A 23,646-nucleotide genomic window follows, 5' to 3' on the forward strand; every position below is an offset into this window, starting at 1 on the left:
CCTCCAAAAAAAAGAAAAAGATCATGGCTCTGATCTTTTCTCCCTACGTGCGGATATAGTTGGAATTCAACCCAATCAGACTTCGTATTGGGCTTTCTTGCCGAGAACCGTGGTGACATAGCTTTGAGTTTCCTGCGGCAAGGACCGGAAATTCTTGGTGAGCTCCGCCCGATTGGTTATCCCTAGCCGTTCGAGCCGGCCCGGTCCGGCATTGTATGCTGCGAGCGCCACGGCTTCGTCACCGCCGTATTTCGTGAGCAGATCGGAGAGGAACCGTGTCCCTCCGTGAATATTCTGTTCGGGATCGAAGGAATCGGTGACGCCGAGTCCCCGAGCGGTCGAGTCCATCAGCTGCATGAGCCCTTTAGCTCCTGCCGATGACACCGCGTAAGGCTGATAAGAGGATTCCTGGTCGATCACGGCTTTAATCAACGGAACGGAGACGTTGTACTTGCCCGCAGCTTCGGCAATAATGGGATCGTAAGCGGAAGAACCGGTCAGTCCGGAGATTCCGTATTGACTCAATCGGGAGAGGGCATTGACCGCCGAATATCCGGAATTATTATCCCCAGATAGACCCGAGAGTGCCGCAGCAGATAACCCTAAGCCAGAGTAGGCGAGATTGCTGGAATAACCGAGATTGCTGGAAGATTGTCCAGACAATTGGGAAGAAGCTAATAATCCGTTATACCCCGTCGAATAGGTCGCGTATTCCGCCGGTATTGTATTGGAGTAGGAACTGGACGTTCCCATACCCGTGCTATCGCCGCTTAACAGCGGTTGCAGCAGGTTGCTGAAGAGATTATTCCCTTCTCCTGTTGAGGAAGAGCTGTCGCTCGCATTCCACCAACTAGAGGTTCCAAGAAATTGCGCGCGAATCAGCTGGCTGAGAACCCGCGGGTCCATGCTCATGAGTACGCCCTCTTTCCAAAAAACGATACTTATCGTCATTGTACACCGAGGACAGCGCGAATTTCCACTATAAAATGAAAATCCTGCCGAAGTCCCAGTCGGGATGACGGCAGGATTTCGGTTCAGCCCAGTAGTGGGATCAGGATCAGATTGGTGACCGTTGTGACAATCCCGATCAATACGGACCATGCGCCGAGGGATCGGCTCCCCTTATAAACGGATATAAGACCAAGCACAATCGCTGCGGCGCCGAGAATTCCGGGAAGGGCAAACAGGGACAAGAGAGCGAGCACAAAAGCGCTCCATCCCAATAGATCCGCTGTTCGACTGCGGGATTCCTGCTGTTCAGCATCTCTTACCTGAACGCGTTCCGCCCCGTAAGTCTCCGGAGAAGGTGTCGAGAAGCCCGATTGTCTGCCAAGCTCCTTGCGCATGGCCACCGGTGAACCGGTTAACGGTGCGCCTGCGGCAAGCTCAGCGGAGAATTCCGCTTCCTCCCGGGAAGCTAGCCCGCCTTCCATCCGCTGCTCCAGCCGCTGGTACTCCTCCAGCTTTCGGGATTCCTTCCGGGTGTCCGGGATCTTTCCTTTATCGGGACTCCATTCCTCCACGGTACGTTCCCCCTTTCCTGCAGGCACCGGAAACGGCTAACTTCTAAGCGTGTGTTTTCCGGCTTGCTACTCCTTCGGCTTAAACGTGTGGCAGCAGGTATTGGCGCTGCTGTCAGCCAAGTCCTTGTGGTCGCTGTCGAACGATTCACCAGCAAATTCCGCGTCATACTTCATGTTGGCATGCTTGTCGATTTCGATCATGATGGCATCGGCCTGGCAATTGTTGTTCTGTCCCCAGTATTGACAATTGGATACACTGCATTTGACAATCGGCTTCAATGTCATTCACCTCCCACCACAAGCTTTCCCCTTCCCCGTTGTCCTATACCGTGCGGAATGCCGCGAGAGAAGCAACAAAAAGAGAACCGGATACCAGAGCCGCGCTCCATCCGGTTCTCTTTTTGTTGATCCCCCTGCATTTCCCTGACCCATCTTGAGCTTGGCTCCAAACCCGAATTCAGGCTGTGGGTTTGGCGACGCCCCTTAAATCTTTTCCCCTTGCATCCGTTTCTGGTTAATGTAATCCGTTTCGTAGTAGGAGAGCTCTTCTCTCAATTCTTCAAAAATTTTGGAGAGCTCCACAGTCAAGTTGCGAACATCGCGGTTTGGCTTCTTGCGAAAGCGGATCGCATCTTGTCCCGTATAAGCGTAACGGCCGTCTTCGGAATAGCATTCATTCTTGGGATAAAAGAATCGGTTGACGCATTGGTGATAAGCGTCATAAAGGTTCCGTTCGGCATGATCCTCCTGGAACTGTGCCCTGCGCAGGCTAACCCCCAGCTTTTCAAAAAGCACTTCGCTGAAGACCAACAGATGCCGGGTGTCCTGAAGATAATCGCGATAGAAGTCTTCCATTGCAGGATCGGCTTCTCCGCTTCCCTGGACCAATTGCTCGAGCGAATTCCGATTCAAGAATAGCTCCATCTTCGAAATTGCTTCCTTCAGCTTTACGCGCGCGGATTCGCACAAGTTTTTGACATCAGAGCCTGCCATCTCCGTTCCTCCTCGGCGTGGGTCGCCACCCTCATTCCTCCTCATCCTATCATACTTTCAACCGAAACGGTACCGTTGAAACAGGCTTGAAGCTGGCGGACCCAGACCCGTCCCTCTTTGCATAAAACAGCTTCGTCGGCCAAACCCTAACGCTTGAAGGCTGATTTAAGAAACGGAGGAATGACACCTGTGAGAAAATGGACCTGGGCCGCAGCCATTCTGGTGCTAGCCGGAGTGTTGCTCGTTGCCCGCAATGACCGCTTGGACCGTTCCGCCGGTCAAACACATCAGAAGATCGCCAGTCAAGAGAAGTCGGCCAAAATGCTCACTGTCCAGCAGGATGTCCAGCTGACGGAGGAATTGTGTCGTAATCAGTGCCTGACTGACCTGCGCAAAACGGCCTTGGGGATGAAGTCCGTCACGCGTTCAGAAATGCCTGGGCATCTATCCGGATCGCTCAAAAGCAATCCGCATCTCGAGGCTCTGGCCTGGTACGCGACGGATTCCGCAGCTCTCTCCACCGCAGGCATAAAGCTGCAGAACTATCCCGAGCAGGTGCATACAGAAGTTCAGAAAGCGATCCAAGCCATTCACATCGGAAACGAATACCGTTCCTCATCGCTGCCAACCAGCATGGGCTTGCGAGCGGTCATGGGGGTCCCTGGTGAAAACGGACACGGGCTGGTCGCGGTCATCCGCCAGGACATTCTGACCAAGGTGGAATCGGAATCCAAGCGGAACCTGCGCCTCGTTACGTACCCGAATCCCAACCGCAAGCCTGGTATGAAGGCGGCGGATGCGAACAACCTGAAGGAAACCAAAGTTTCCGGGCCGGAGGAAAATCAGGGCAAGAGCCATTATTACAACAATCAAATCGTCGTGAAATTCAAGAAAGCCCCTACGGAGAAACAGCTGAAGCTGATTCAACGAGAGCTTCAGGCCAGTTCCTATGAGAAGATGGGCTATGCGTATGTCTTCACCTCCAAAAAAATGGATACGAAGCAGATGATCCGCTATTTCCGCAAGCATCATATCGAATATGCGGAACCCCACTACCTGTACAATACGAATGAATCCGCGGTTGTGCCTGTCGAGCGGAAGCCTGCAGCAAACTTCCGTTCCTTGGCGCAACAACAAGCGGAGGGGGAGCCGAACGATACCCTTTTCGCCCAGTATCAATGGAACCTGCCGCTCATCAATGCCGAGTCGGGCTGGACGCTGTCCAAAGGCAGCGGAGATGTGATTGTCGCCGTCGTGGATACGGGCGCCGATCTGACTCATCCGGATCTGAAGGATCGTCTGATCTCGGGGTACAATGCGATCGACACAACCAAGAAGCCCCTTGACGATGTAGGTCACGGCAGCCATGTGGCAGGCATTATCGCGGCAACCGTCAACAACAGCATGGGCATTGCCGGCCTGACCTGGAACAACCCGATCATGCCCGTCAAGGTGCTCGACAATTCGGGAGCAGGCAATGCCTACAACGTTGCCGAAGGGGTCATCTGGGCGACCGACCACGGCGCCAAGGTGATCAATATGAGCCTCGGCAATTATGCCGAGTCCAGCTTCCTGCATGACGCCGTGAAATACGCCTACAACCATGACGTCGTGCTCGTTGCGGCGAGCGGCAACGACAATTCGGGAGATCCCGGTTATCCGGCCGCTTATTCCGAAGTGCTTGCCGTCGCGGCGACGGACAATAATCGGAACAAAGCGTCCTTCTCCAATTACGGCTCCTATATTGACGTTGCCGCTCCGGGCGTCAATATCGCCAGCACCTACACGAACAACCAATACGCTTCGCTGTCCGGCACATCCATGGCGAGTCCCCATGTCGCTGCTCTCGCCGCCTTAATCCGGTCGGTCAATCCGAAGCTGACCAACAAGGAAGTTATGGACATCATGCGCAACACGGCAGCCGACATCGGAGACACTGGCAAAGACAATTATTACGGGTATGGACAAATCGATGTCTATCGCGCTCTTGAGGCAGCGGCTTCGGGCACCTCCACCGCAGCGACCAGCCAAGAGCAGCCGCTTCAAGCTCCTCATGGAAATGCGTTATCGCGCCTGCTTCAAAGGCTATTTGGACGATGAGAGACGATAAGGGTTTCTCGTTAGCCCGATAAACACGCTTGAATTCCTCCGCACATATCATGGGGTATCACAGCCAGATAGGATGGGATACCCCATGATTGTATTTATGGATGGAAGCCCCGTTTCCCCGCCGGTTGGACTTCCCCCCGTTGAACGCATGATCCTCGATACGATGTCGGCAAGCCCGACCGTCTTCCGGTTCGCCTCCCCCACTTCCCTGCTGTTCGAGCTCCGCATGCGAGCCAATATTCTGCACAGCTCGAACGCTCTTGCGAGCAGCGGCGCGCGGTTCTCCACCTTCGCCCAATCTACCTGCAATCCTCAGTTCTGGACGCGCACCCCAAAAGGGGCCTTCGAGCTTCGTCCGGATGTTTCACCTGCGGACGCCATCCGGGACATCTATCAGAATGGGAATCTCTACAGCTTCGAATGCGCAACCGCGATGGTGATTGTCCTCTACCGGGCCATCATTGAAACGGTCGGAGACGCCATCTTCAACGATCGCTTTGCCAATCTGACGTTATACGACTGGAACTATGACCGCGATCTGAACTTGCGGCGAATCGATCCGGCGAACGTATTGCCCGGAGATGTCGTCTATTTCAACAATCCCGACGTATCCCCTCTTACTCCTTGGTGGATCGGAGAGAACGCTGTAGATATGGGCAACGGGTATTACTTCGGCCATGGAGTCGGCGTAGTGCCGGGAGACGAGATCATCCGCGCCTTGAACCGAAACCGGATTCCGGGAAGCACCGTATCTGCAAGCCTAAGCGACAATGTCATCGCGCCCGGCTATCATATCATGGAGAGCTGGGTGAACAACCCTTCAGCCAATTACGAAGCAATCTGGAGCAATCCGTTTCCACTCCGACAGAGCTTGATGACGGTACGAGTGGGAGAGTCGACCGAACACCGGTATCTGCCCGTTTCCTTTTGATGAAAGCTCCGATGAAAGCCAAAAAATAACCGGGCAAAAAAAGCGCGGAGGGCCGCTGTACCCGGGCATCCGTACAGACCCAATCGTCGCCGTGGGCATAGAGTATAGGGAAATGCCCGAAACCCAGAATACAGAGAGGAGATCATGCCCGTGTCTAAACCCGAATTGGCAACACAAGGCTGCTTGGGCTTCGCACCGATTGTTTGTGAGCCGCAAGTGGTGGTCCGTGATTTCTACCATCCGCGTCCGCAACCGGTCATCCATCCGGTGGAAATTGTCAACCGTCATCATTTTGTCCCGGTTCCGCAGCATTATTATACCGTGACCGAACGCAATGTCGCCGTTCCGCCCCTGCCTACGGTTCCCATCTCGTCGCTTCCCGCCGGGGTAAGTCCCTTCCCGACCGGACCCGCTGGCGGAGCCATCAGCCCCTTCCGCAAGTGAAACGGTCAGTCAGCCGCTGGGGACCTTCGCGTCCCCAGCGCTGCCGGTCCGATAAGCGTTTCTGTCCGCTATCCCCGATTGAGGGGATCTCTTCTGCATGAACATTCGAAAATCGCCGTCTTGCGGATGAGCGGTTAGCCGACCCGACAGCCGCAGCTCATCTTGCCGTCCTTACCGACTGATCCCGGTTTTGGTTGCTCGCAACCTCGTTTGGGTGATATCGCATTTCGGCTGAACATAGAACAAAGCCCGCAACCAAAAGGAGCATTTCCTTTGGTTGCGGGCTTTATTCGTTCCGGGAAGCTTGCCGTAAGCCGGGTTTTGTACTTCTGGCGGTGATAACGGGTTTCCCCTCCCGCCTTTGAAGCGACAATCATCTATCTACGCCGTCCATTGCTGAACGGCTCCAGCGACCAACCCGGACGCGCCTCGGGCTAAGGCTTGGGTGCAGTTGACTGCTTCCCTGCGTCCCATTAGGTCTTGCTCCAGATGGGGTTTACCAGGCGCTATGTCACCATAGCCCCTCGTGGTCTCTTACACCACGGTTCCACCCTTGCCTGATCCCGTCCCGGAGGGACGAGCCATCGGCGGTCCATTTCTGTGGCACTATCCTTCAACTCGCGCTGACTGGACGTTATCCAGCATCCTGCCCTATGGAGCCCGGACTTTCCTCCCGCGGCATAACCGCCGGCGATTGTCTGTCAAACTTTCCGGACACGAATCTATAGTATACACGCTTGCCTGCCGTCATGCAACCGCATCCGGGATTTACCAGATGAGGCGTCATCAATCGAACAAAGCCCACATCCAAAAGGAGCTTTTCCTTTGGTTGCGGGCTTTGGTTTCGGGCTTTGTTCATTAGCCTATCAGCAAGCGACGGCCAGCGCTACCTCAGCCGAAATACTTCCGTGTCCACGCTGGACGCCATGGCGATCGTGTCCAGCTTCCTCTCGCGCAGCCTTCTGTTCAAGTAATCGGCGACGCCCGTTCTCATGATCTTCTCCGCGTTATGTCCCGGATCGATTAAGCACATTCCAGCAGCGAGCGCGTCATGGGCGGTGTGATAATCGATGTCTCCCGTGATCAGGACATCCGCACCTGCAAACTGAGCGTGGGATACATAGTCGGCGCCCATTCCGCCGAGAACCGCCGCTTTCTTGATCACCGTATCTCCCCGGCCGACGATGCGCACAAACGGCACCTCAAACCCGGTCTTCACTCGCTCGGCGAGTTCATCGAGCGTGCAAGGTTGCGCCAGCTTACCGGTACGGCCGATACCGAACGTCTCGCCCGGCAGCTCAAGTGGATACAAATCGTAGGCCGGCTCCTCATAAGGATGGGCCTCGAGCATAGCTCTTACCACACGACGTTCGCCGGTTTCGCTCAAGATCGTCTCCAGCCGGATTTCATCCACCTGCTCCAGCTGCCCCTCTTGGCCGATGAACGGATTCGTTCCAGTCAGCGGCAGGAAGGTTCCCGTCCCGTTTGAGCGGAAGCTGCAGTGGCTGTACCGGCCGATATGCCCCGCTCCTGACCGGAACAGCGCGTCCGCAACCTGATCGGCATGATCCGTCGGAACGTACACGACCAGCTTCTTTCGCCTCTCCGTATAGGTCGGGTCTAACGGGACCGTGTCGGTCAGCCCGATGGCATCGGCCATCAAATCGTTGATTCCGCCGACGGCGGCATCTAGGTTCGAATGCGCCACATAAACAGCGACATCGTGCTTGATCAGCTTTTCGAACACCTTTCCTGCAGGCGTGTCCGTTCGAAGCGACTTCAGCGGCCGATAGATCGGTGCGTGATGCGCGATGATGAGCTCCGCGCCCTCGCGGATGGCTTCATCCGCCACTTCCTCCGTTACGTCGAGGGTTACGAGCACCCTTCGGACCTCCTTCGCAAGCGAGCCCACCTGCAAGCCGATCCGATCATCCTCAACCGCGTATCTCTTCGGTGCCAGCTCGTCAAGGAGAGAGGTTACCGTCTGTCCATTCCCGTACATGCCAGAACCTCCTCGATTTTTGCGATGTTGTGCCGAACCTCCTCCCGCTTCGCTTGGGAAGCGGGAAGCTCCGATTCCGTGAGCTGCTTCTCGATTCGTCTCCACTTGGCGAGCTCCCGCTCCCATTTGCTGTGGAAAACAACTCCTCCCGCTTCTACCAGGTAAGGCCCGAGGCGCAGCAGCCACTCTCGATCCAACTGACAGGAGCGACCAATGGTCCGTTCCCTGTAAAACTCCTCATTCAACCTCTCCGCATCCGGATGCTTGTCGGCGGTGAGAACCTCATAGAGCTTGCCGTCTTCTTCGAGCAGTTCTTCAGAGGACAATATCCAGTTGTGAGTCAGAAAATACTTCCGCACCTGATCTTCTCCGACGTTGGGCTGCAGGACAAGCCGATTGACGCCCTCCAAACGGTCGGGGTGAGCCTCCAGGATGCTTACAATCAGGCTCCCGCCCATACCCGCGATGGATATCACATCCACTTCGCCCGGGGTAAGAACCGAAAGGCCGTCCCCTTTCCGCACGTCGATGAGCTTGCCGACCCCCGCTTCCCGAACCTGGCGCTGGGCCGCTTCATAGGGTCCGGGATTCACCTCGCCTGCGATTCCGCGCGCAATTGTGCCGTTCTCGGCAAGGGATACCGGAAGAAGCGCGTGATCCGAACCGATATCTGCCAGCCGGCTTCCCGCCGGTATCTTTGCGGCGATTGCCGATAATCTCGTTGAAAGCATGACCATGTCGTTATCCGATCCATTCTATCCATTTTTGGCGTGTTGCATATAAGGCGATACCCGCCGCAGCGAGCTTCCCCGTCAGAATCGTCTGAAGGAGCACCGGTGACAGCTCCGTGGCGATCAGCCCGTAAATCTCAGGAGCCAGCCACAAGGCCGCTCCGCTGACAAGCAAAACCTTGCCGTTCAGCCGGGTTTTCGTAAGCAGCAGCGTCCCCACCCAGCCAAGCAGAGCGCCGACGGGCAGCCAGCCAAGCTGCAGCCGGAGGATGCCGGCGTCGGGACTCACATGGTGGAGCAGCCACCCGTACAAGAGGACGATCGCTCCCCATCCGCTAAAATGAAAAGCGGCGAAGCGAGAAGCGATTCCCGTTGTGATCCAAAAGGCGGCTACCAACAGAAGGAGAATCGCATAGGCTCCCCGAGAAGCATCCGATTCCTGCAGCTGGTAGAGCGCGGCCGCCGGAGCTGCCAAAGCTCCCGCCCATAGCGCAACGAAAGAAAGGTGCGGCCGCCGGTTCCTCTGCCGCGTTCCCACCAGATACAGTCCGAGAACGAACAAAGCAGATACCGCGATTTGCATGGGCCTTGGAAAAGAGATAAAATAAAAACCAATATAGCAAATGATTCCAATAAAGACGATCATTAGCAGCCATGTGCGCGGCCGGGCATTCACGATTTTCCCCGCAGGAATCCCGAAGACCTGTTTGGTGTCCTCATCCGGGTCACGGTACAGATTTTGCAGAAAATCGCAATACTGCTCCGGGAGCAGCCGATTGCGCCGCCATTGCTCAATTTCCTGAACGATTACACGGTGTTTTTCCGACTCCATACCGATCGCCTCCACCTCTCAGAAAAAAAGACCTTTCCCAAAAAGCAAAAGGTCTTGCGCAGCTGGTTTTATTCGAGGAAATCCTTCAATCGCTTGCTCCGGCTTGGATGGCGAAGCTTGCGGAGCGCCTTCGCTTCGATTTGCCGAATCCGTTCGCGCGTGACGCCGAACACCTTGCCGACTTCCTCAAGGGTGCGGGTGCGTCCGTCATCGAGCCCAAAGCGCAGGCGAAGCACGTTCTCTTCCCGCTCGGTCAGCGTGTCGAGCACATCCTCCAGCTGTTCCTTGAGCAGTTCATATGCGGCTGCATCGGCAGGGGCGAGCGCCTCCTGGTCCTCGATGAAGTCGCCTAGATGGGAGTCATCCTCTTCCCCGATCGGCGTCTCAAGCGACACCGGCTCCTGCGCGATCTTCATGATCTCGCGGACCTTCTCGGTTGACAGCTCCATCTCCTTGGCGATCTCTTCGGGGGCCGGTTCGCGGCCAAGCTCTTGCAGAAGCTGGCGGGATACGCGAATCAGCTTATTGATCGTCTCGACCATGTGCACGGGAATACGGATGGTTCGGGCTTGGTCGGCAATCGCGCGCGTGATCGCTTGGCGAATCCACCAGGTCGCATAGGTACTGAATTTGAAGCCCTTCTCGTGGTCGAATTTCTCGACCGCTTTGATCAGGCCCATGTTGCCCTCTTGAATTAGGTCAAGAAAGAGCATGCCACGGCCAACATAGCGTTTGGCGATGCTGACGACGAGCCGCAGGTTCGCTTCCGCGAGGCGGCGCTTCGCTTCCTCATCGCCGTTGCCAATTCTCTTGGCAAGCTCGATCTCTTCTTCCGCCGACAAGAGCGGTACGCGCCCGATCTCTTTCAAGTACATGCGGACCGGGTCGTTAATCTTGATTCCCGGAGGAAGCGACAGGTCATCATCGAAGTTGAACTCATCCCCCTCGTGATCTTCCCCTCGTCCCATTGGCATCTCATCGTCGTCGTTCTCGTTGCCGATCTCAATGCCCAGCTCCCCGAGCTGTTCAAAAAATTCATCGATTTGATCCGGATCTTGATCAAAGGGAGCGAGTCGTTCCATGATGTCCTTATACGTAAGAGATGACCGCTTTTTGCCAAGCTCGATCAGCTGCTCTTTCACCTGATCAAGAGTAAGTTCCGTTTCCACTCGGGTGTGTTGGTCGTTTGCCATGAATCTTCTCCCTCCTCCCCGGAATCGGTCAAGCGTTGTCATGTCCGAATGATTTCAACTGCTTCTCCAGGGTTATGATCTCACTTGCAATCTTTGCCGCCAGCATGACATCTCCGGCTTTGCTGGCCCCGGCCATCTCTTCTCTCTTTTGTTTGATGGCCTGTTGACGGAATTCTTTGCGGATTTGGCTGATGTAATCGTCGATGACCTGCTGGTTGGTCTCCGGCAGCGTCTTCATCAGGATCGCACCGGCCGCCGTCTCGAGCCGTTCGTCCTGCAAAGTCGCCAGATAGCGGCTGGCATTGGGAGGATTCCCCTGAGCATAATACGCGTACAAATAAGCAGCAAGCGCCGCATGGGTTTCCGAAATAAATTCTTCCCCGATTCGTTCCCGAACGTATTCCGCTACATCTCGATCATGCATCATGACAGCGAGAAGAAGAATCTCCGCGTTGTGGTAAGCGCGTCCCGGGGAAGGATGTCTTCCCGCACCGTTCCCGTTATTTTTACCATTATTCCACGAAATTTCTTTATTATCCCTGTTCTCTTTCTTTTTCAGGAATTCCTGCCGAGCTTGCCCAACTTCCTGTTTAAACCCTTCCAGCCCCGCTTGGAACTCAGTCGTCAGCTCTTTGGCGTAATGCTCCCTTTCGAGCGGCGAGGCGAGCTCACCCACGAGCCGGGCGGCGGTCTCCAGGTATCTCAGACGGCCATCTTCGCTCAGCAGATTGAAATTCCTCCGTACGTATTGAAGACGGTAGCGTACGGAGCTGACGGCCCCCTCGATGATTTCTTTTCTAAACCTTCCAGGTCCGTAGGCGGTAATGAATTCGTCCGGGTCTTTCGCTTCCGGCAGCATCGCGATGCGCACGGTAAGCCCCGCCTTCTCCAGCATGGCGAGCGCTTTGTAAGCAGCGGATTGACCCGCGTTATCCCCGTCGTAGCAGACCAGCACTTCATCCGCATTGCGGCGCAGGATAGAGCAATGCTCTTCAGTCAGAGCAGTCCCCATCGTCGCAACCCCGTTCTCGATCCCCGCTTCCCACGCTTTGATGACGTCCAGATAGCCCTCAAAAAGAACGATCTGTCCGGTTTTGCGGATTTGCGGCCGGGCGCGGTGAAAATTGTACAAATTGCGGCTTTTGCTGAACAAGGGAGATTCCGGACTGTTGAGATATTTCGGCTGTACGTCTCCAAGAGCTCTTCCGGCAAAAGCGATCACTTTCCCCTTAAAGTCATGGATCGGAAAGATAAGCCGGTCTCGAAACTTATCCAGATAACCGTTCCCGTCCGATTTGGCGGAAACCAGCCCTCCTTTCTCGCATAGGGGCAGCGAGAAGCCCCTCTTGTCCAGTTGCAATGCCAGCAGGTCCCAGCTGTCGGCTGCGCATCCGATCTCGAAAGTCTCGATCAGCTTCTGGGACACTCCCCGGTTTCTCACATAACTCAGAGCCTTCTGGCCCTGTTTGGTGCTACCCAATATATATTGATACAATCGGGATGCCAATTCATGCGCCGCAAAAAGATTCTCGCGGTCTTTGCGTTCCGGGTCGGATTCGCGCGGAGCTCCTTCCCAGTCCGTAGGGATTCCCGCTTCCTCGGCCAGCTGCCTGACAGCCTCGGGGAACGAGTATCCTTCCAATTCCATGACGAAATGAATGAGATTGCCCGTCGCGCGGCATCCGAAGCAATGGTAAATTTGCCGTTCCGGATTGACGGTAAAGGAAGGCGTCTTCTCCGAATGAAAGGGGCAAAGCCCCTTCAAATAATTCCCCTGCTTCTTCAAATGGACATATTTGCCGACCACATCGGCGATGTCATGCCTCTTCAGGACTGACTCAATCACTTCATCGGGTATGCGTCCATAACTCATTATCTTCACCTGCATCTCATGGACACGTCTTTATCTATTCGCTTATGTGATGAATATCTCCTGCTTGTCCGACAAAACTTTTGTCAGAGTTTGTAGAAAGGTCAGACGGTCTTCCTCAGTGAACGCCTTCGGACCCTTGGATCGGCCTCCTCCTCGGCGCTTGCGCATCTGTTCGTTGCGCCTTTCCAGAAGGAAATCAATGGTCCGGTTCGAATAGATCTGTCCGCGATTGGACAAGGCGATCGCCCGCTTGCCGATTCCGATGGCCGCAAGACCGAAATCTTGCGTGACCAGCACATCGTCCGCCTGAATCCGATTCGCAATGTAGAGATCGACTGACTGATCGGAGCGGTCCACTTGAAAGACGGTAACCCCGTCTTCTGGAACGAGCCGATGGTCGAACGAAGCGACCATCCAAACCGGAACGTCAAACTTCCGGGCTGTCCTGGCGATCTCGGACTTGACCGGGCAGGCGTCGGCGTCGACAATTATGATTCTTCCCTCTCTGTTCATCGCTTACCCACCCGCTCACCCATTCAAGCATATTCTTTCATAAACTATATACGACCAAGTCTTGAAAATTCCTTCCTGGATCGTCAGGCCGATTTCTCGGGCCTGCATCCGCAGACACCAGAGCTCAAAAACGGATATGGTCGTGCTGGTGATTCGCACGGTACATGTCCTGGATCATGCTGGCCGTTTCCTCCACTGCCCGGTTGGTCACATCGATGGTTACACAGCCGAGCCGCTCCATGATGGCGGTCGAGTAGTCAAGCTCCTGCTCGATGCGCTCGAGCTTGGCATAGCTAGCTTCGCCGTGCAGACCAAGCGCCTTGAGCCGCTCCTTGCGAATCGCGTTGAGCTTGTCGGTGCCGATACGAAGCCCGATGATCTTGCTCTTTGGAATGGTGAACAATTCCTTCGGAGGCTTCAACTCGGGAACAAGCGGCACGTTGGCAACCTTGAACCTCTTATTCGCCAAATACATCGCGAGCGGAGTCTTCGAGGTCCGCGAGACACCGACCAGCACGATATCGGCTTTGAGTACGCCGGAAGGATCGCGCCCGTCGTCGTATTTGACGGCAAATTCGATGGCTTCCACACGTTTGAAATAATCATCATCCAACTCGTGGATGATGCCGGGCTCATGCCGGGATTGCTTGTGCAGCAGCCCTTCCAGGTTGCCGATGATCGGACCGAGGAGGTCGATGCAGACAATCTTGTTGAGCAGAGCCTGCTCCAACAAATAATCTCTCAGCTCGGGCACGACCAGCGTAAAGACGATCATGCTGCGGCTGTTCCGCGCGGCTCCGATCACCCGATCAATGCCTGGCTTGTCCTGAATGAACGTGACGCGCACGATCTGCACGGCAATCGGGGAAAACTGGACAGCTGCAGCACGGACCGCCGCTTCCCCCGTATCTCCTGCCGAGTCTGAAATCACATAGACCGTTGGGGTATTTTCCATCATGGGCATCCTCCTACCACACCAGTTTGGAGAAATCGGCGAAGCTGCGGACCATCAGGGCAACGATGGAGAGAAGGCCAAGACGGTTCCTACGAACGTCCGGGTCTTCCGCCATCACCATGACCGCCTCGAAGAAAGCGGTAATGGGAGCTTCCAGCTGGCGGAGCAGAGCGAGGGCAGCGCCAGCTTCATTCTTGTCCAGGTGAACTTGATACGCATGCTGCATCCGGATGACGGCTTCAAACAACTCCCGTTCTGACGGCTCGGTGAATTCGTCCGGCACCACTTCGGCGCTATCCGCCTTAGCGGCGAGGTTGACGGCACGGTTGAATGATTCTACCGCTGCTTTGAAGCCGGGTTTCCGAACGGAAATGGATAGCTCATCCGCCCTTGCGACGGCGCCGGCGACGCTGTCAAAGCCGACAGCCAAGACCGCGTCTACGATATCGTATCGGATTCCCCGCTCGGAGAGCAGGTTCTTCATCCGCAGACCGAAAAAGTCGTAAAGGGTATTACGGATGTCCCCCTCCTCGCGTTTCAACAAGTTTGCGGTTTTCAGAACATCGAGAGAAACCTCGAACAAATCTCCTACTCCCAAGGGGAGCCGATGCTCCAGGAGAATCTGGACAATACCTGATGCCTGGCGGCGGAGAGCGTACGGATCCTGCGAGCCGGTCGGGACGATGCCGATGGAGAAGCAGCCGACGATGGTATCGATCTTGTCCGCGAGGCTGACGACGGCGCCGACTACCGTCGAAGGCACGGCATCTCCCGCATGGCGCGGTTGATAATGCTCGTTGACGGCTTTCGCCACTTCGCCCGACTCTCCGGCTTTGCGGGCATAATCCTCGCCCATGATCCCCTGCAGTTCGGGGAATTCGTAGACCATTTGGGTAACCAAGTCAAATTTGCAGATCGAGGCGGCTCGGACGATCTCGGCAGTTTTCGCCACTTCAACCCCGATCCGCGAAGCGAGCGCTGCGGCAATGGCCGTAATCCGGCGTACCTTATCGCCCACCGTTCCGAGCTCCTCCTGAAAGACGACGGTTTCCAGCTTTTGCAGCGCGCTGTCGATGGGCATCTCTTGATCTTCTTCATAGAAGAAGCGGGCATCCGACAAGCGGGCGCGAAGCACCTTTTCATTGCCGCGGGCGACCGTATCGAGATGCTCCTTGTTGCCGTTTCGGACCGTCACGAAATGCGGCAGCAGATTCTCGCTCGCATCCAGCACCGGAAAATACCGCTGATGCTCACGCATGGAGGTGATCAGGACCTCCTTCGGAATCGTGAGGAATCCCGGATCAAACGAGCCGAACAGAACGGTCGGCGTCTCCACCAGGAACAGCACCTCCTCAAGGAGGTCTTCCTTCACCGGTATGACCCAGCCCTTATCGGCGGCAAGCTCTGTGAGCTGCTTCATCATCAGCTCCTTGCGCTTGTCGACGTCTGCGATGACATGCTGGTCCGCAAGCGCCGCCTCATAATCGGCCGGAGATGTGATTTCAACGGATTGTCCAAGGAAGCGATGCCCGCGGGTTACGCGTCCCGCTGTCACGCCTGCGACGGACAGGTCGATCACCTCACGGCCGAACAGAGCGACGAGCCAGCGAATCGGACGCACGAACTTCATCTCGCGGCTACCCCAGCGCATGTTCTTGGGGAAGGTCATCGTTTGAATGACCTGCATCAGTCCTTCTCCGAGCAAAGCCGCCGTTTCAACGCCCTGATGATGGCGAGTGGCATGCACGTAATCGACTCCTTGCAGCTCCTTAAAATAAAGGTCCTCCGGATTTACACCCTGACTGCGGGCGAACCCGAGGGCCGCTTTACTCCAGGCACCTTGGTCGTCGAGGGCGATTTTACGGGAAGGCCCCTTCGCCTCCACGCTCTCATCTCGCTGCTGTTCCTCCATCTCCTTCACCCAGACAGCAAAGCGCCGCGGAGTGGCGTAGGTTTTAACGGATGCATAGCCGATTCGGGTCTCGTCAAGCCATTTGCCGAGCCGGTCTGCCAGCTGTTCCGTCGCCGGTCGGATGAACGCGGAGGGAACCTCCTCCATTCCGATTTCGAGGAGCAGATCCTTAGCCATGGTGCACCGTTCCTTTCTCCTTCAGCAGGGGGAAGCCGAGCCGTTCCCGCTCCTCCAGATAGGTTTGGGCGCAGCGCCTGGCCAAATTGCGAACCCGGGTAATATAACCGGTTCGTTCGGTGACGCTGATCGCTCCCCGAGCGTCGAGCAGGTTGAAGGTGTGCGAGCATTTCAATACATAATCGTAAGCCGGGTAGATCAGATTCTGCTCCAAAGCGCGCTTCGCTTCCTCTTCATAGGTTTGGAACAGACGGAACAACATCGAGACGTCTGAAACCTCAAAGGTATATTTGGAGTGCTCGTATTCCTGCTGTGTGAACACATCGCCATAAGTCACGCCTTCCGCATAGTCGAGATCGAAGACATTTTCCTTATCTTGAATATAAGAAGCCAACCGCTCCAGACCGTACGTGATCTCAACGGCAACCGGTGCCGTATCGATGCCCCCAACCTGTTGAAAGTAGGTGAACTGAGTCACTTCCATGCCGTCCAGCCACACCTCCCAGCCGAGACCCCAGGCGCCGAGAGTCGGACCTTCCCAGTTGTCTTCGACAAACCGGATGTCATGCTCAAGCGGATTTACGCCAAGCCGCTTCAAGCTTTCCAGATAGAGCTCTTGAATGTTGTCAGGCGAGGGCTTCATGATGACTTGAAACTGATGATGCTGATAGAGGCGGTTCGGGTTTTCTCCATAACGGCCGTCTGCCGGGCGGCGGGACGGTTCCACATAAGCCACGTTCCACGGCTCCGGTCCGAGGCTGCGCAGAAAGGTGGACGGGTTGAAGGTCCCCGCTCCCTTCTCGGAGTCGTACGGCTGCATGATGATGCAGTTTTGTTCGGACCAGTACTGCTGCAGCGTCGATATGATCTGCTGAAAATACACGAACATCCCTCCGTCCATAATCCAAAATGGTCGCTCATTGATACGAGGGGCGGACGGCAAGTGCGAAGGGCCTCCCTAAATGAGAAAAAGCCCGGCGTCTCCTATGCCGGTTACCCGTACATAGGGACGAGAGCTTGATGCACCCGCGGTTCCACCCTACTTGGCCCGACGCTCAAACGTCTTGCCCTCTTTTCCGTACGTACCGGCACTCCGGAATGCCTTCCCCGCGGGAGTCGTACCGGGCTTCCACCTCTCCCCGGCTCTCTAAACCGACCGATCCTGCGCGTACTTTTTTCCTTCATGATGCCGAAATTCATTCGTATCCGATATCATATCAGACCCCAGGAAGGGTTGTCAACACGCTTTATCGGTTGAATCATTTCAGAGAGAAGAGCCGATGATGTCTAGCGATTTGCGAGCTAGGCGCAATGTTAAATCCCGTACTTCTCCATCTGATCGAGAAAATCGCGGGATTTCCACTTCGTGTTCATGTGTATGTCCATGAAGGAGCGCATGATGGAGCGGATCTCCGTCTTCGTCTCCGGTGAGACCTCCGTTGCCCCTAGACGCCTGAGATCCATTCGCTGAAAAATTCGCAAAAGACGCAAAGCCTTCGGGGACAGAGGAACGGCAGAGGGGTCTTTGGCTCGACAGCGCGGGCACAAGATCCCTCCTTGCATCATGCTGAGCATCATCTCGCCTTCCTCGCCACCGCACGATACGCATTCGTCCAGCTGCGGGAGGTAACCCGCCAGGGCCAGCATCTTCATCTCCATCACCGCCAAGATGATGGCCGGGTCCTTGTCTTCCTCAATCGCCTGCAGAGCGGCCTTCACCTGTTCAAACAGACTGCCGTTCGGTTCGCGCTCCGCTGTGAGTCGATCCACAAGCTCGGCTAAATAAGCCGAATATGCAGCCTTGTGCAAATCTTCTCGAAGCGGTCGATGCGGCTGAATGGAATCCCCTTGGTTCAAGGTTCCCATCTGTCCCGAACCGAAGTAAATCACGTATTCCCCGTATGTAAAAGGCTGGGTTACGGCGGCCAACCGGCTTTTCACCTTCTTGGCGCCTCGGGCCATCACGCTGATCTTGCCCATGCGACCGGTCAAAAGCGAAAGAATCCGGTGGCCTTCCCCGTAATCCATCGAACGGATGACGATTCCTTCCACATGCTCAAGCACCGAATCCCACTCCCATATCCAACTTATTCGTTACCTCTTCGTTCAAGCCTTTAGAGGTACGGATCCGACTCAAATGGAGCGGAAGCGTCCTCCATAAGCTCTTCTTGCCTATCCTCTTGCGATTCATCGTCCTTGTATAGCAGATAAGCCTCGACATTCCCTGTATGGTGGAAATACTGCCAGTAAAACTCTTTCATCATTCCCATCCTCCCCAAAGTGAACATGATGATGTAGATAGATAGTATTCGAATGATCCAGAGCCTTTAAACGAATTCACCCGCAGCAATTGCTGGGAGCCCAACCAGCGGTCATAACTCCCGTTCCTTTCAAAAGGTCACGTCGATCCGGCCATCCACGCTTATTCCTCCCGGAAGCCCAAATCGCGAAGAACGCGGTCCTGATTCCGCCAATCCTTCTTCACTTTCACCCATAGCTCGAGGAAGGTTTTGGAACCGAGCAGCGCTTCAATGTCCTTCCGCGCCAACTGGCCGATCTGTTTGAGCAAGGCACCCTGCTTGCCGATCACGATGCCCTTCTGGGAATCCCGCTCCACGAAGATCACGGCGCCGATCTTCACGAGCCCGTTCTTCTCGACGGACATGGATTCGATCGTGACCGCGATGGAATGCGGCACCTCTTCGCGGGTCAGCTGTAGAATCTTCTCGCGGATCAGCTCCGCGCAGACAAACTGCTCCGGATGATCGGTAATCTGATCGGCGGGGTAATATTGCGGGCCTTCCGGCAAATACTTGCCCACCTGCTCCAGCAGAGTATTCACGTTATTCCCGAGAAGTGCCGACACCGGAATGATCTCGGCAAAGTTATAGAGATCCTTGTAGGCCGCAATGGCCGGGAGAAGCGCCTCCGGATGCACCTGATCGATCTTGTTCAGCACCAGGATGACCGGCGTCGTTGTCGCCTTCAGACGTTCGATGATGAAGCGGTCTCCGCCGCCAAGCTCCTCCGCCGCATTGACGAGGAAGAGAATGGCGTCTACCTCTTGAAGGGTACCTTCCGCCACCTTGACCATATAGTCACCTAGCTTGGATTGCGGCTTGTGAATGCCGGGCGTATCCAGGAAAACGATCTGCTTGTCGTCCGTGGTGTAGACTCCGTGAATTTTGTTGCGGGTCGTTTGCGGCTTGTCCGACATGATCGCGACCTTTTGGCCGATCACCTGGTTCATCAGCGTGGATTTTCCGACATTCGGTCGTCCGACGATGGCGACGAAGCCGGACCGGTAAACGGGCTTTTGGGCGTGATCACGCCGGTTGTTCTCAGTTGACATGTAATCCTCCTTGGACGTTATCCTCGTATCTTGTACGTTCAGGCGTCAATTGGTTTGAAAAAGGTGCAGTGGATGCAGGGATAGGGCTCACGTTGATAACGTCCTATTCCTATTTAACCTGATCTTCTTCCGATGCATCATCCGGCAGCAGAAAAGCTCCGGGCAGAAGCGCTCCCACCGTTGTTTCGGTCAGGGCGCCCTTTAAATTCGTGAGATACACGGGCATATCCGGCCCGCACAGCTCGATCAAGACTTGGCGGCAAATGCCACAGGGGGTAATCGGACCGTCTGTATCGCCTGTGACTGCGATCGCTTGAAAGCTTTGCGGAGCGTGACCATCCGCAATCGCGCGGAAGACCGCCGTCCGTTCGGCGCAGTTGGTCGGACCGAGCGCTCCGTTCTCGATATTGCAGCCGAGGTGGATGCTTCCGTCTGCAGCCAGAAGGGCACTGCCCACCTTGAACCGAGAATAAGGGGTATAGGCTCTCGCGCGAACGCGTTTCGCCTCCGCCACCAGGTGGTCTTTCATCTCTTGGGTGATCTTTGTCATGCAAATCCTCTCCTTCCGAAGGTTAAAACGGCAACGATAATCGGTTCAATTCAAAAAGCAGCAGGGTGATGGCGACCCCGGATGACGCCCCGAACAAGATTCCGGGCAACGTCCGGGTCTTGCGCCGATACAGGATCAGGAGGAACAAGGCCGCCATGAAGGCAGCCAAAAAAGCGGGAAGCATCTGGGTCGAGCTGATGGCGATGAGGGTCGCAAGCGATGCGATCACTCCGGATAGCAGGCTTGGGCGCAAGAACAGCGTCCGGCCAAAGCGAGTTTCTGCCACAATGACCACCAGCAGCACGAGCAGCAGATAGATCCATACGGATTCCACCGATAGTTCGCGTCCTGGGTCGCGGGCCGCGTGGAACAGGCGTTCCACCGGCTGGAAGAACACGGCGATCCCGACCGCAATGGCAAAGACCGCCGCAACCAAAACGGCGGCTGCAGCGGTATCCTTGGCGATCTTGGCGAGAGGGTGCCGGTTTGGCATGGCCAGATCGACCGTCTTCTCAATCGCCGTATTGATGAGCTCGGTTACGATCACAAGCGTAATGGCGAGCAGCAAGAAGAGCAGATGGATCGGGTCGATCCGAAAAAACACAGCCGAGATGATCACCACAAAGGTCGCGAAGAAATGGATCTTCATATTCGGCTGGGAAGAAAGGGCATACTTTACGCCTTCATAGGCGTAGTGCAGGCTGCGAAGAAAGCGCGGCCCGGATTTCACCGGATGAGCCCTGCCTTGATCAGAATCTCCTCCTGCTTGGCGAACATCTCCTTCTCTTCCTTCAGCCCTTCCTCGTGATCATATCCGATCAGATGCAGGAAGCCATGAACAAACAGGAAGCCAAGCTCGCGCTCCAGCGAATGGCCGTATTCCTCCGCTTGAGCGGATGCCCTCTCCACAGAGATGACGATGTCGCCGAGCGGTTCCTCCTCCTGGAATTCCTCCGGGGTCTCCCCGTCTTCGCCAGAAAGCTCCTCCAAATCGGAATAATCGATTTCCGGCTCCTCCATATCCTCGTCCAGCATTGGGAAGGACAGCACATCCGTCGCCTTATCTTTTCCCCGATATTCTTCGTTCAAGCGGCGGATCTCTTCATCATCGACGAAGGTGAGCTCCACCCGGCCGTTTGCCACGCCTTCCTGTTCGCCGGCTATACGCAACAGTGCTTCTAACTGTTCACTCATTTCATCTCGGATCGGATACTTCTCCTGCTCATCCGTCCAGACCAATTGCAATGCCATAGGATCAGGCTCCTTCTTTGGATTCTTTACTTGATGTTGAGATCGTCGCCGCTTCCACTTCGTTTGGATTCTTGGTTCCGCCCTGCGGCTTCGGGAGGTCGCTCGGGTATTCAATCCGCGAGTGGAAGATGCCGAGCAAAGCCTCCTTGAGCGCCTTCGACACGGTGTCCAGCTCCTTGATGGTCAGATCGCACTCGTCGAACTGCCCGTCATCCATGCGGTCCTTGACAATCTTGCGAACCATGTTGTCGATCTGCTCGATTGTCGGTGCCTTAAGCGAGCGAACCGCCGCTTCCACACAGTCGGCGATGCCGACGATAGCGGCCTCGCGGCTTTGCGCCTTCGGTCCCGGATAGCGGTATTCCGCCTCCGTCACCGGCCGCTCCGGGTTCTCGTCCTGCTGCTTCACGGCCTTGTAATAGAAAAACTTGAGCAGGGTCGTCCCGTGATGCTGCTCGGCGATATCTCGAATCGCTTTCGGGATATTGTATTCCAGCAGCATCTCCACCCCGTCCCGCGGATGCGCGGTAATGATGGACATGCTGAGTCCGGGATCGATATCGTCATGCGGGTTTTCCATGTTCATCTGATTCTCGATAAAATAGCTCGGCCGCTTCGTCTTGCCCAAATCATGGTAATAAGAGCCTACGCGGCAGAGCAACCCGTCGGCGCCGATGGCTTCCGCCGCCGCTTCCGACAAGTTGCCTACCATGATGCTGTGATGGTAGGTTCCCGGAGTCTCCGTCAGCAGCTTGCGGAGCAAGGGATGATTCGGGTTCGACAGCTCCACCAGCTTGAGCGGCGACAGGATGCCAAAGGCCGTCTCGAAGAATGGGATGAGACCGAAGACAAGAATGGCTGTGATGATGCCGCTGCTGAAGGCGTAAATCAGGGAATAAAGCAGTCGATCATAATTGCCTTCCATAAACGCAAGCGACAAGACGGCTGTGCAGGCAAACAGCGAGATGATGAGGCCCGACTTCAGAATGGCCGTGCGGTTGCCGGCACGAGCGAAGGAAAACACAGCGGTCAGGCAACTCACAAGAGCGACAAATCCAAAGCGGAAATCAAACAGCAAATCCGGATTGGTGTTAAAGACGATGGCCGACACGACGCTGAAGACGATGGACAAGGAGACAGCAATTCGGGAATCGATCAGGATGACCGTCAGCATGACGCCCATCGCCACCGGAGCCAGATAGCCCACCATCGGAAACTCCAGATTTTGGCCGAGCGCTACAAGGCGCAAGCCCGCCACTGTCAGTACGAAGAGAATGGTCAACATCAGGAGCTGCACATTCGGACTGATCGACGCATTCGAGCTGCGCTTGACTTGCACTAGCAGAAGCAAGGTGGAGAGCAGGACGAAGATCGCCAGACCGAAGGCGGGACGATAATTCGTTTCTTTGTGTAACAAGCCGGCTTTCTCCAGCCGTTCGTACATGGCCTGGTTAATCATGTCCCCTTCCCGGACGAGCACAGCGTTGCGCTCGATATAGACCGGCTCTGTGCTCTCTCTCGCGGCGATGCGAGCCTTCTCAGTCGCTCCGGCGTCATAAAACCGGTTCGGCAAAACGCTGAACTTGGCCAGCTCCTGCACCAGCTCGCGTTGGGTATTCTTTGTGAGAGCGGAGGAATTGACCATCGCCGTCACCTTCATTCGAACGGAGGACACATCGGTGTTTCCCTCTACCATCAGCTTGCTGACGATTTCGCGAGTGACCGGTTCCATGGCTGTGAGGTCTTCCGAAGTCAGGCGAGGCAGCTTGTACAGGCCTTCCTCCGAAATGCTGTACTCCTGCTCAGTCAGCTGCTTCTTCATCTCTTCGATCAGCTTATCGTTATCTTCTCCAGGTTCGATCGCATCGACCAAGTCGGTCGCATGCTCTTCATAAACGCGCGGGATGGCCGAACGGAAATAGCTGACCTTCTCGTCGAACTTCATGTCCTGGTCCGCTACAGCGAATTCTAGCTTGTCGAACAAATCCACCACTAGCTGGTCGGTCCGCATCGAAATGGGACGGTTGACCGGGGACACCTTCTGCGCCGCTTCCTCGCGCGCCTTCTCCGTTCCGATCTCATCCTTGATTTGTTTGGGAGCGACGATCGTGACCGCGCTCACCTTATTCGGTTGAATATCATAGGTTTTGGGAACCACGTGATCCACGAGCGATACATAACTGACAAGAGCAATCAGCCCGTATAAAAAAAAGCGGATGAAGGGGCTTTGCTTCCAGCCGTTCATCCATTGCGGAGTTTTGCTTTTGGCGCCGACGTTTCGGTTCATGGAACTGGCCCTTCTTTC

Annotated in this window: 23 protein-coding genes and 1 other RNA gene; 3 read left to right on the forward strand and 21 right to left on the reverse strand. The window is 55.6% G+C overall.

The genetic code is table 11. The features are described 5' to 3' along the window. Window positions 1-75: 75 nt before the first annotated feature. From BN2684_RS09115 to BN2684_RS09130, 4 genes are all read right to left on the reverse strand, one after another. Window positions 76-912, reverse strand: coding sequence for a lytic transglycosylase domain-containing protein (locus tag BN2684_RS09115; RefSeq protein WP_082651850.1), 837 nt, complete (start codon window positions 910-912; stop codon window positions 76-78). Window positions 913-1,034: 122 nt separating this feature from the next. Next, window positions 1,035-1,523 (reverse strand): hypothetical protein, encoded by a 489-nt coding sequence (locus BN2684_RS09120; RefSeq protein ID WP_058301864.1) that lies wholly within the window; start codon window positions 1,521-1,523, stop codon window positions 1,035-1,037. Between the two features lie 66 nt (window positions 1,524-1,589). Beyond that, on the reverse strand, window positions 1,590-1,808 hold the full coding sequence (locus tag BN2684_RS09125; protein WP_058301865.1) for a DUF1540 domain-containing protein: 219 nt from the start codon (window positions 1,806-1,808) through the stop codon (window positions 1,590-1,592). A 198-nt stretch (window positions 1,809-2,006) separates the two neighbouring features. Beyond that, window positions 2,007-2,516 carry a DUF3907 family protein gene (locus tag BN2684_RS09130; protein WP_058301866.1) on the reverse strand — a complete coding sequence of 170 codons (510 nt, stop codon included), beginning with the start codon at window positions 2,514-2,516 and terminating at the stop codon, window positions 2,007-2,009. Between the two features lie 189 nt (window positions 2,517-2,705). Here BN2684_RS09130 and BN2684_RS09135 point away from each other — a divergent pair, with 189 nt between their 5' ends. The 3 genes from BN2684_RS09135 (at window position 2,706) to BN2684_RS09145 (ending at window position 6,000) form a co-directional block, all read left to right on the forward strand. After that, a complete protein-coding gene (locus BN2684_RS09135; protein ID WP_234340205.1) occupies window positions 2,706-4,616 on the forward strand; it encodes a S8 family peptidase in 1,911 nt (636 codons plus the stop codon). 94 nt (window positions 4,617-4,710) lie between these two features. After that, window positions 4,711-5,556: a protein-glutamine gamma-glutamyltransferase gene (locus BN2684_RS09140; protein ID WP_058301867.1), complete on the forward strand. Its 846-nt coding sequence runs from the start codon at window positions 4,711-4,713 to the stop codon at window positions 5,554-5,556. A gap of 150 nt (window positions 5,557-5,706) precedes the next feature. Continuing rightward, a complete protein-coding gene (locus BN2684_RS09145; protein WP_187385763.1) occupies window positions 5,707-6,000 on the forward strand; it encodes a hypothetical protein in 294 nt (97 codons plus the stop codon). Window positions 6,001-6,295: 295 nt separating this feature from the next. On the opposite strand, the gene rnpB is transcribed toward BN2684_RS09145, so the two are convergent. From rnpB to BN2684_RS09220, 17 genes are all read right to left on the reverse strand, one after another. Continuing rightward, window positions 6,296-6,710: RNase P RNA component class A (gene rnpB / locus BN2684_RS12765), an RNA gene on the reverse strand. Window positions 6,711-6,886: 176 nt separating this feature from the next. Continuing rightward, window positions 6,887-8,002: a Nif3-like dinuclear metal center hexameric protein gene (locus BN2684_RS09150; RefSeq protein ID WP_058301868.1), complete on the reverse strand. Its 1,116-nt coding sequence runs from the start codon at window positions 8,000-8,002 to the stop codon at window positions 6,887-6,889. Continuing rightward, window positions 7,978-8,733 (reverse strand): tRNA (adenine(22)-N(1))-methyltransferase, encoded by a 756-nt coding sequence (locus BN2684_RS09155; protein WP_316245511.1) that lies wholly within the window; start codon window positions 8,731-8,733, stop codon window positions 7,978-7,980. The genes BN2684_RS09150 and BN2684_RS09155 overlap by 25 nt, the downstream gene beginning before the upstream one ends. Before the next feature lie 10 nt (window positions 8,734-8,743). After that, window positions 8,744-9,565, reverse strand: a complete 822-nt coding sequence (locus BN2684_RS09160; protein WP_058301870.1) for a hypothetical protein — start codon at window positions 9,563-9,565, stop codon at window positions 8,744-8,746. Between the two features lie 68 nt (window positions 9,566-9,633). Beyond that, window positions 9,634-10,758, reverse strand: a complete 1,125-nt coding sequence (rpoD, locus tag BN2684_RS09165; protein WP_058301871.1) for an RNA polymerase sigma factor RpoD — start codon at window positions 10,756-10,758, stop codon at window positions 9,634-9,636. Window positions 10,759-10,786: 28 nt separating this feature from the next. Beyond that, the gene (dnaG, locus tag BN2684_RS09170; protein WP_058301872.1) at window positions 10,787-12,631 is read right to left on the reverse strand and encodes a DNA primase; all 1,845 of its coding nucleotides are present in this window, start codon (window positions 12,629-12,631) and stop codon (window positions 10,787-10,789) included. Window positions 12,632-12,673: 42 nt separating this feature from the next. Beyond that, window positions 12,674-13,144, reverse strand: coding sequence for a YaiI/YqxD family protein (locus BN2684_RS09175; RefSeq protein ID WP_058301873.1), 471 nt, complete (start codon window positions 13,142-13,144; stop codon window positions 12,674-12,676). A gap of 124 nt (window positions 13,145-13,268) precedes the next feature. Further along, on the reverse strand, window positions 13,269-14,108 hold the full coding sequence (locus BN2684_RS09180; RefSeq protein WP_058301874.1) for a pyruvate, water dikinase regulatory protein: 840 nt from the start codon (window positions 14,106-14,108) through the stop codon (window positions 13,269-13,271). Between the two features lie 4 nt (window positions 14,109-14,112). Continuing rightward, window positions 14,113-16,188, reverse strand: a complete 2,076-nt coding sequence (glyS, locus tag BN2684_RS09185; RefSeq protein WP_058301875.1) for a glycine--tRNA ligase subunit beta — start codon at window positions 16,186-16,188, stop codon at window positions 14,113-14,115. After that, entirely contained in the window at window positions 16,181-17,077 is an 897-nt protein-coding gene (gene glyQ / locus BN2684_RS09190; protein WP_058301876.1) for a glycine--tRNA ligase subunit alpha, read from the reverse strand. The genes glyS and glyQ overlap by 8 nt, the downstream gene beginning before the upstream one ends. A 425-nt stretch (window positions 17,078-17,502) precedes the next feature. After that, window positions 17,503-18,252 (reverse strand): DNA repair protein RecO, encoded by a 750-nt coding sequence (gene recO, locus BN2684_RS09195; protein ID WP_058301877.1) that lies wholly within the window; start codon window positions 18,250-18,252, stop codon window positions 17,503-17,505. Between the two features lie 50 nt (window positions 18,253-18,302). Then, a complete protein-coding gene (locus BN2684_RS23870; protein ID WP_234340206.1) occupies window positions 18,303-18,452 on the reverse strand; it encodes a YqzL family protein in 150 nt (49 codons plus the stop codon). Between the two features lie 158 nt (window positions 18,453-18,610). After that, the gene (gene era, locus BN2684_RS09200; RefSeq protein ID WP_058301878.1) at window positions 18,611-19,540 is read right to left on the reverse strand and encodes a GTPase Era; all 930 of its coding nucleotides are present in this window, start codon (window positions 19,538-19,540) and stop codon (window positions 18,611-18,613) included. Between the two features lie 109 nt (window positions 19,541-19,649). After that, window positions 19,650-20,090 carry a cytidine deaminase gene (locus BN2684_RS09205; RefSeq protein ID WP_082651853.1) on the reverse strand — a complete coding sequence of 147 codons (441 nt, stop codon included), beginning with the start codon at window positions 20,088-20,090 and terminating at the stop codon, window positions 19,650-19,652. A 22-nt stretch (window positions 20,091-20,112) separates the two neighbouring features. Continuing rightward, a complete protein-coding gene (locus BN2684_RS09210) occupies window positions 20,113-20,820 on the reverse strand; it encodes a diacylglycerol kinase family protein (protein WP_058301879.1) in 708 nt (235 codons plus the stop codon). Then, window positions 20,817-21,341: an rRNA maturation RNase YbeY gene (gene ybeY, locus BN2684_RS09215; RefSeq protein ID WP_058301880.1), complete on the reverse strand. Its 525-nt coding sequence runs from the start codon at window positions 21,339-21,341 to the stop codon at window positions 20,817-20,819. Before ybeY ends, BN2684_RS09210 begins: the two co-directional genes overlap by 4 nt. Before the next feature lie 4 nt (window positions 21,342-21,345). Next, window positions 21,346-23,628, reverse strand: coding sequence for an HD family phosphohydrolase (locus BN2684_RS09220; protein WP_058301881.1), 2,283 nt, complete (start codon window positions 23,626-23,628; stop codon window positions 21,346-21,348). Window positions 23,629-23,646: the final 18 nt, after the last annotated feature.

The organism is Gorillibacterium timonense, from assembly GCF_001457415.1.
Classification (GTDB): Bacteria; Bacillota; Bacilli; order Paenibacillales; family NBRC-103111; genus Gorillibacterium; species Gorillibacterium timonense.

What these genes read in the sequence shown, in the direction of transcription:
- BN2684_RS09115 (WP_082651850.1), bottom strand. Translation starts at nt 912, where the DNA reads ATGAGCATGGACCCGCGGGTTCTCAGCCAGCTGATTCGCGCGCAATTT.
- BN2684_RS09125 (WP_058301865.1), bottom strand. Translation starts at nt 1,808, where the DNA reads ATGACATTGAAGCCGATTGTCAAATGCAGTGTATCCAATTGTCAATAC.
- BN2684_RS09130 (WP_058301866.1), bottom strand. Translation starts at nt 2,516, where the DNA reads ATGGCAGGCTCTGATGTCAAAAACTTGTGCGAATCCGCGCGCGTAAAG.
- BN2684_RS09140 (WP_058301867.1), top strand. Translation starts at nt 4,711, where the DNA reads ATGATTGTATTTATGGATGGAAGCCCCGTTTCCCCGCCGGTTGGACTT.
- BN2684_RS09150 (WP_058301868.1), bottom strand. Translation starts at nt 8,002, where the DNA reads ATGTACGGGAATGGACAGACGGTAACCTCTCTCCTTGACGAGCTGGCA.
- BN2684_RS09155 (WP_316245511.1), bottom strand. Translation starts at nt 8,733, where the DNA reads ATGCTTTCAACGAGATTATCGGCAATCGCCGCAAAGATACCGGCGGGA.
- BN2684_RS09160 (WP_058301870.1), bottom strand. Translation starts at nt 9,565, where the DNA reads ATGGAGTCGGAAAAACACCGTGTAATCGTTCAGGAAATTGAGCAATGG.
- rpoD (WP_058301871.1), bottom strand. Translation starts at nt 10,758, where the DNA reads ATGGCAAACGACCAACACACCCGAGTGGAAACGGAACTTACTCTTGAT.
- dnaG (WP_058301872.1), bottom strand. Translation starts at nt 12,631, where the DNA reads ATGAGTTATGGACGCATACCCGATGAAGTGATTGAGTCAGTCCTGAAG.
- BN2684_RS09175 (WP_058301873.1), bottom strand. Translation starts at nt 13,144, where the DNA reads ATGAACAGAGAGGGAAGAATCATAATTGTCGACGCCGACGCCTGCCCG.
- BN2684_RS09180 (WP_058301874.1), bottom strand. Translation starts at nt 14,108, where the DNA reads ATGCCCATGATGGAAAATACCCCAACGGTCTATGTGATTTCAGACTCG.
- glyS (WP_058301875.1), bottom strand. Translation starts at nt 16,188, where the DNA reads ATGGCTAAGGATCTGCTCCTCGAAATCGGAATGGAGGAGGTTCCCTCC.
- glyQ (WP_058301876.1), bottom strand. Translation starts at nt 17,077, where the DNA reads ATGTTCGTGTATTTTCAGCAGATCATATCGACGCTGCAGCAGTACTGG.
- BN2684_RS23870 (WP_234340206.1), bottom strand. Translation starts at nt 18,452, where the DNA reads ATGATGAAAGAGTTTTACTGGCAGTATTTCCACCATACAGGGAATGTC.
- era (WP_058301878.1), bottom strand. Translation starts at nt 19,540, where the DNA reads ATGTCAACTGAGAACAACCGGCGTGATCACGCCCAAAAGCCCGTTTAC.
- BN2684_RS09205 (WP_082651853.1), bottom strand. Translation starts at nt 20,090, where the DNA reads ATGACAAAGATCACCCAAGAGATGAAAGACCACCTGGTGGCGGAGGCG.
- ybeY (WP_058301880.1), bottom strand. Translation starts at nt 21,341, where the DNA reads ATGGCATTGCAATTGGTCTGGACGGATGAGCAGGAGAAGTATCCGATC.
- BN2684_RS09220 (WP_058301881.1), bottom strand. Translation starts at nt 23,628, where the DNA reads ATGAACCGAAACGTCGGCGCCAAAAGCAAAACTCCGCAATGGATGAAC.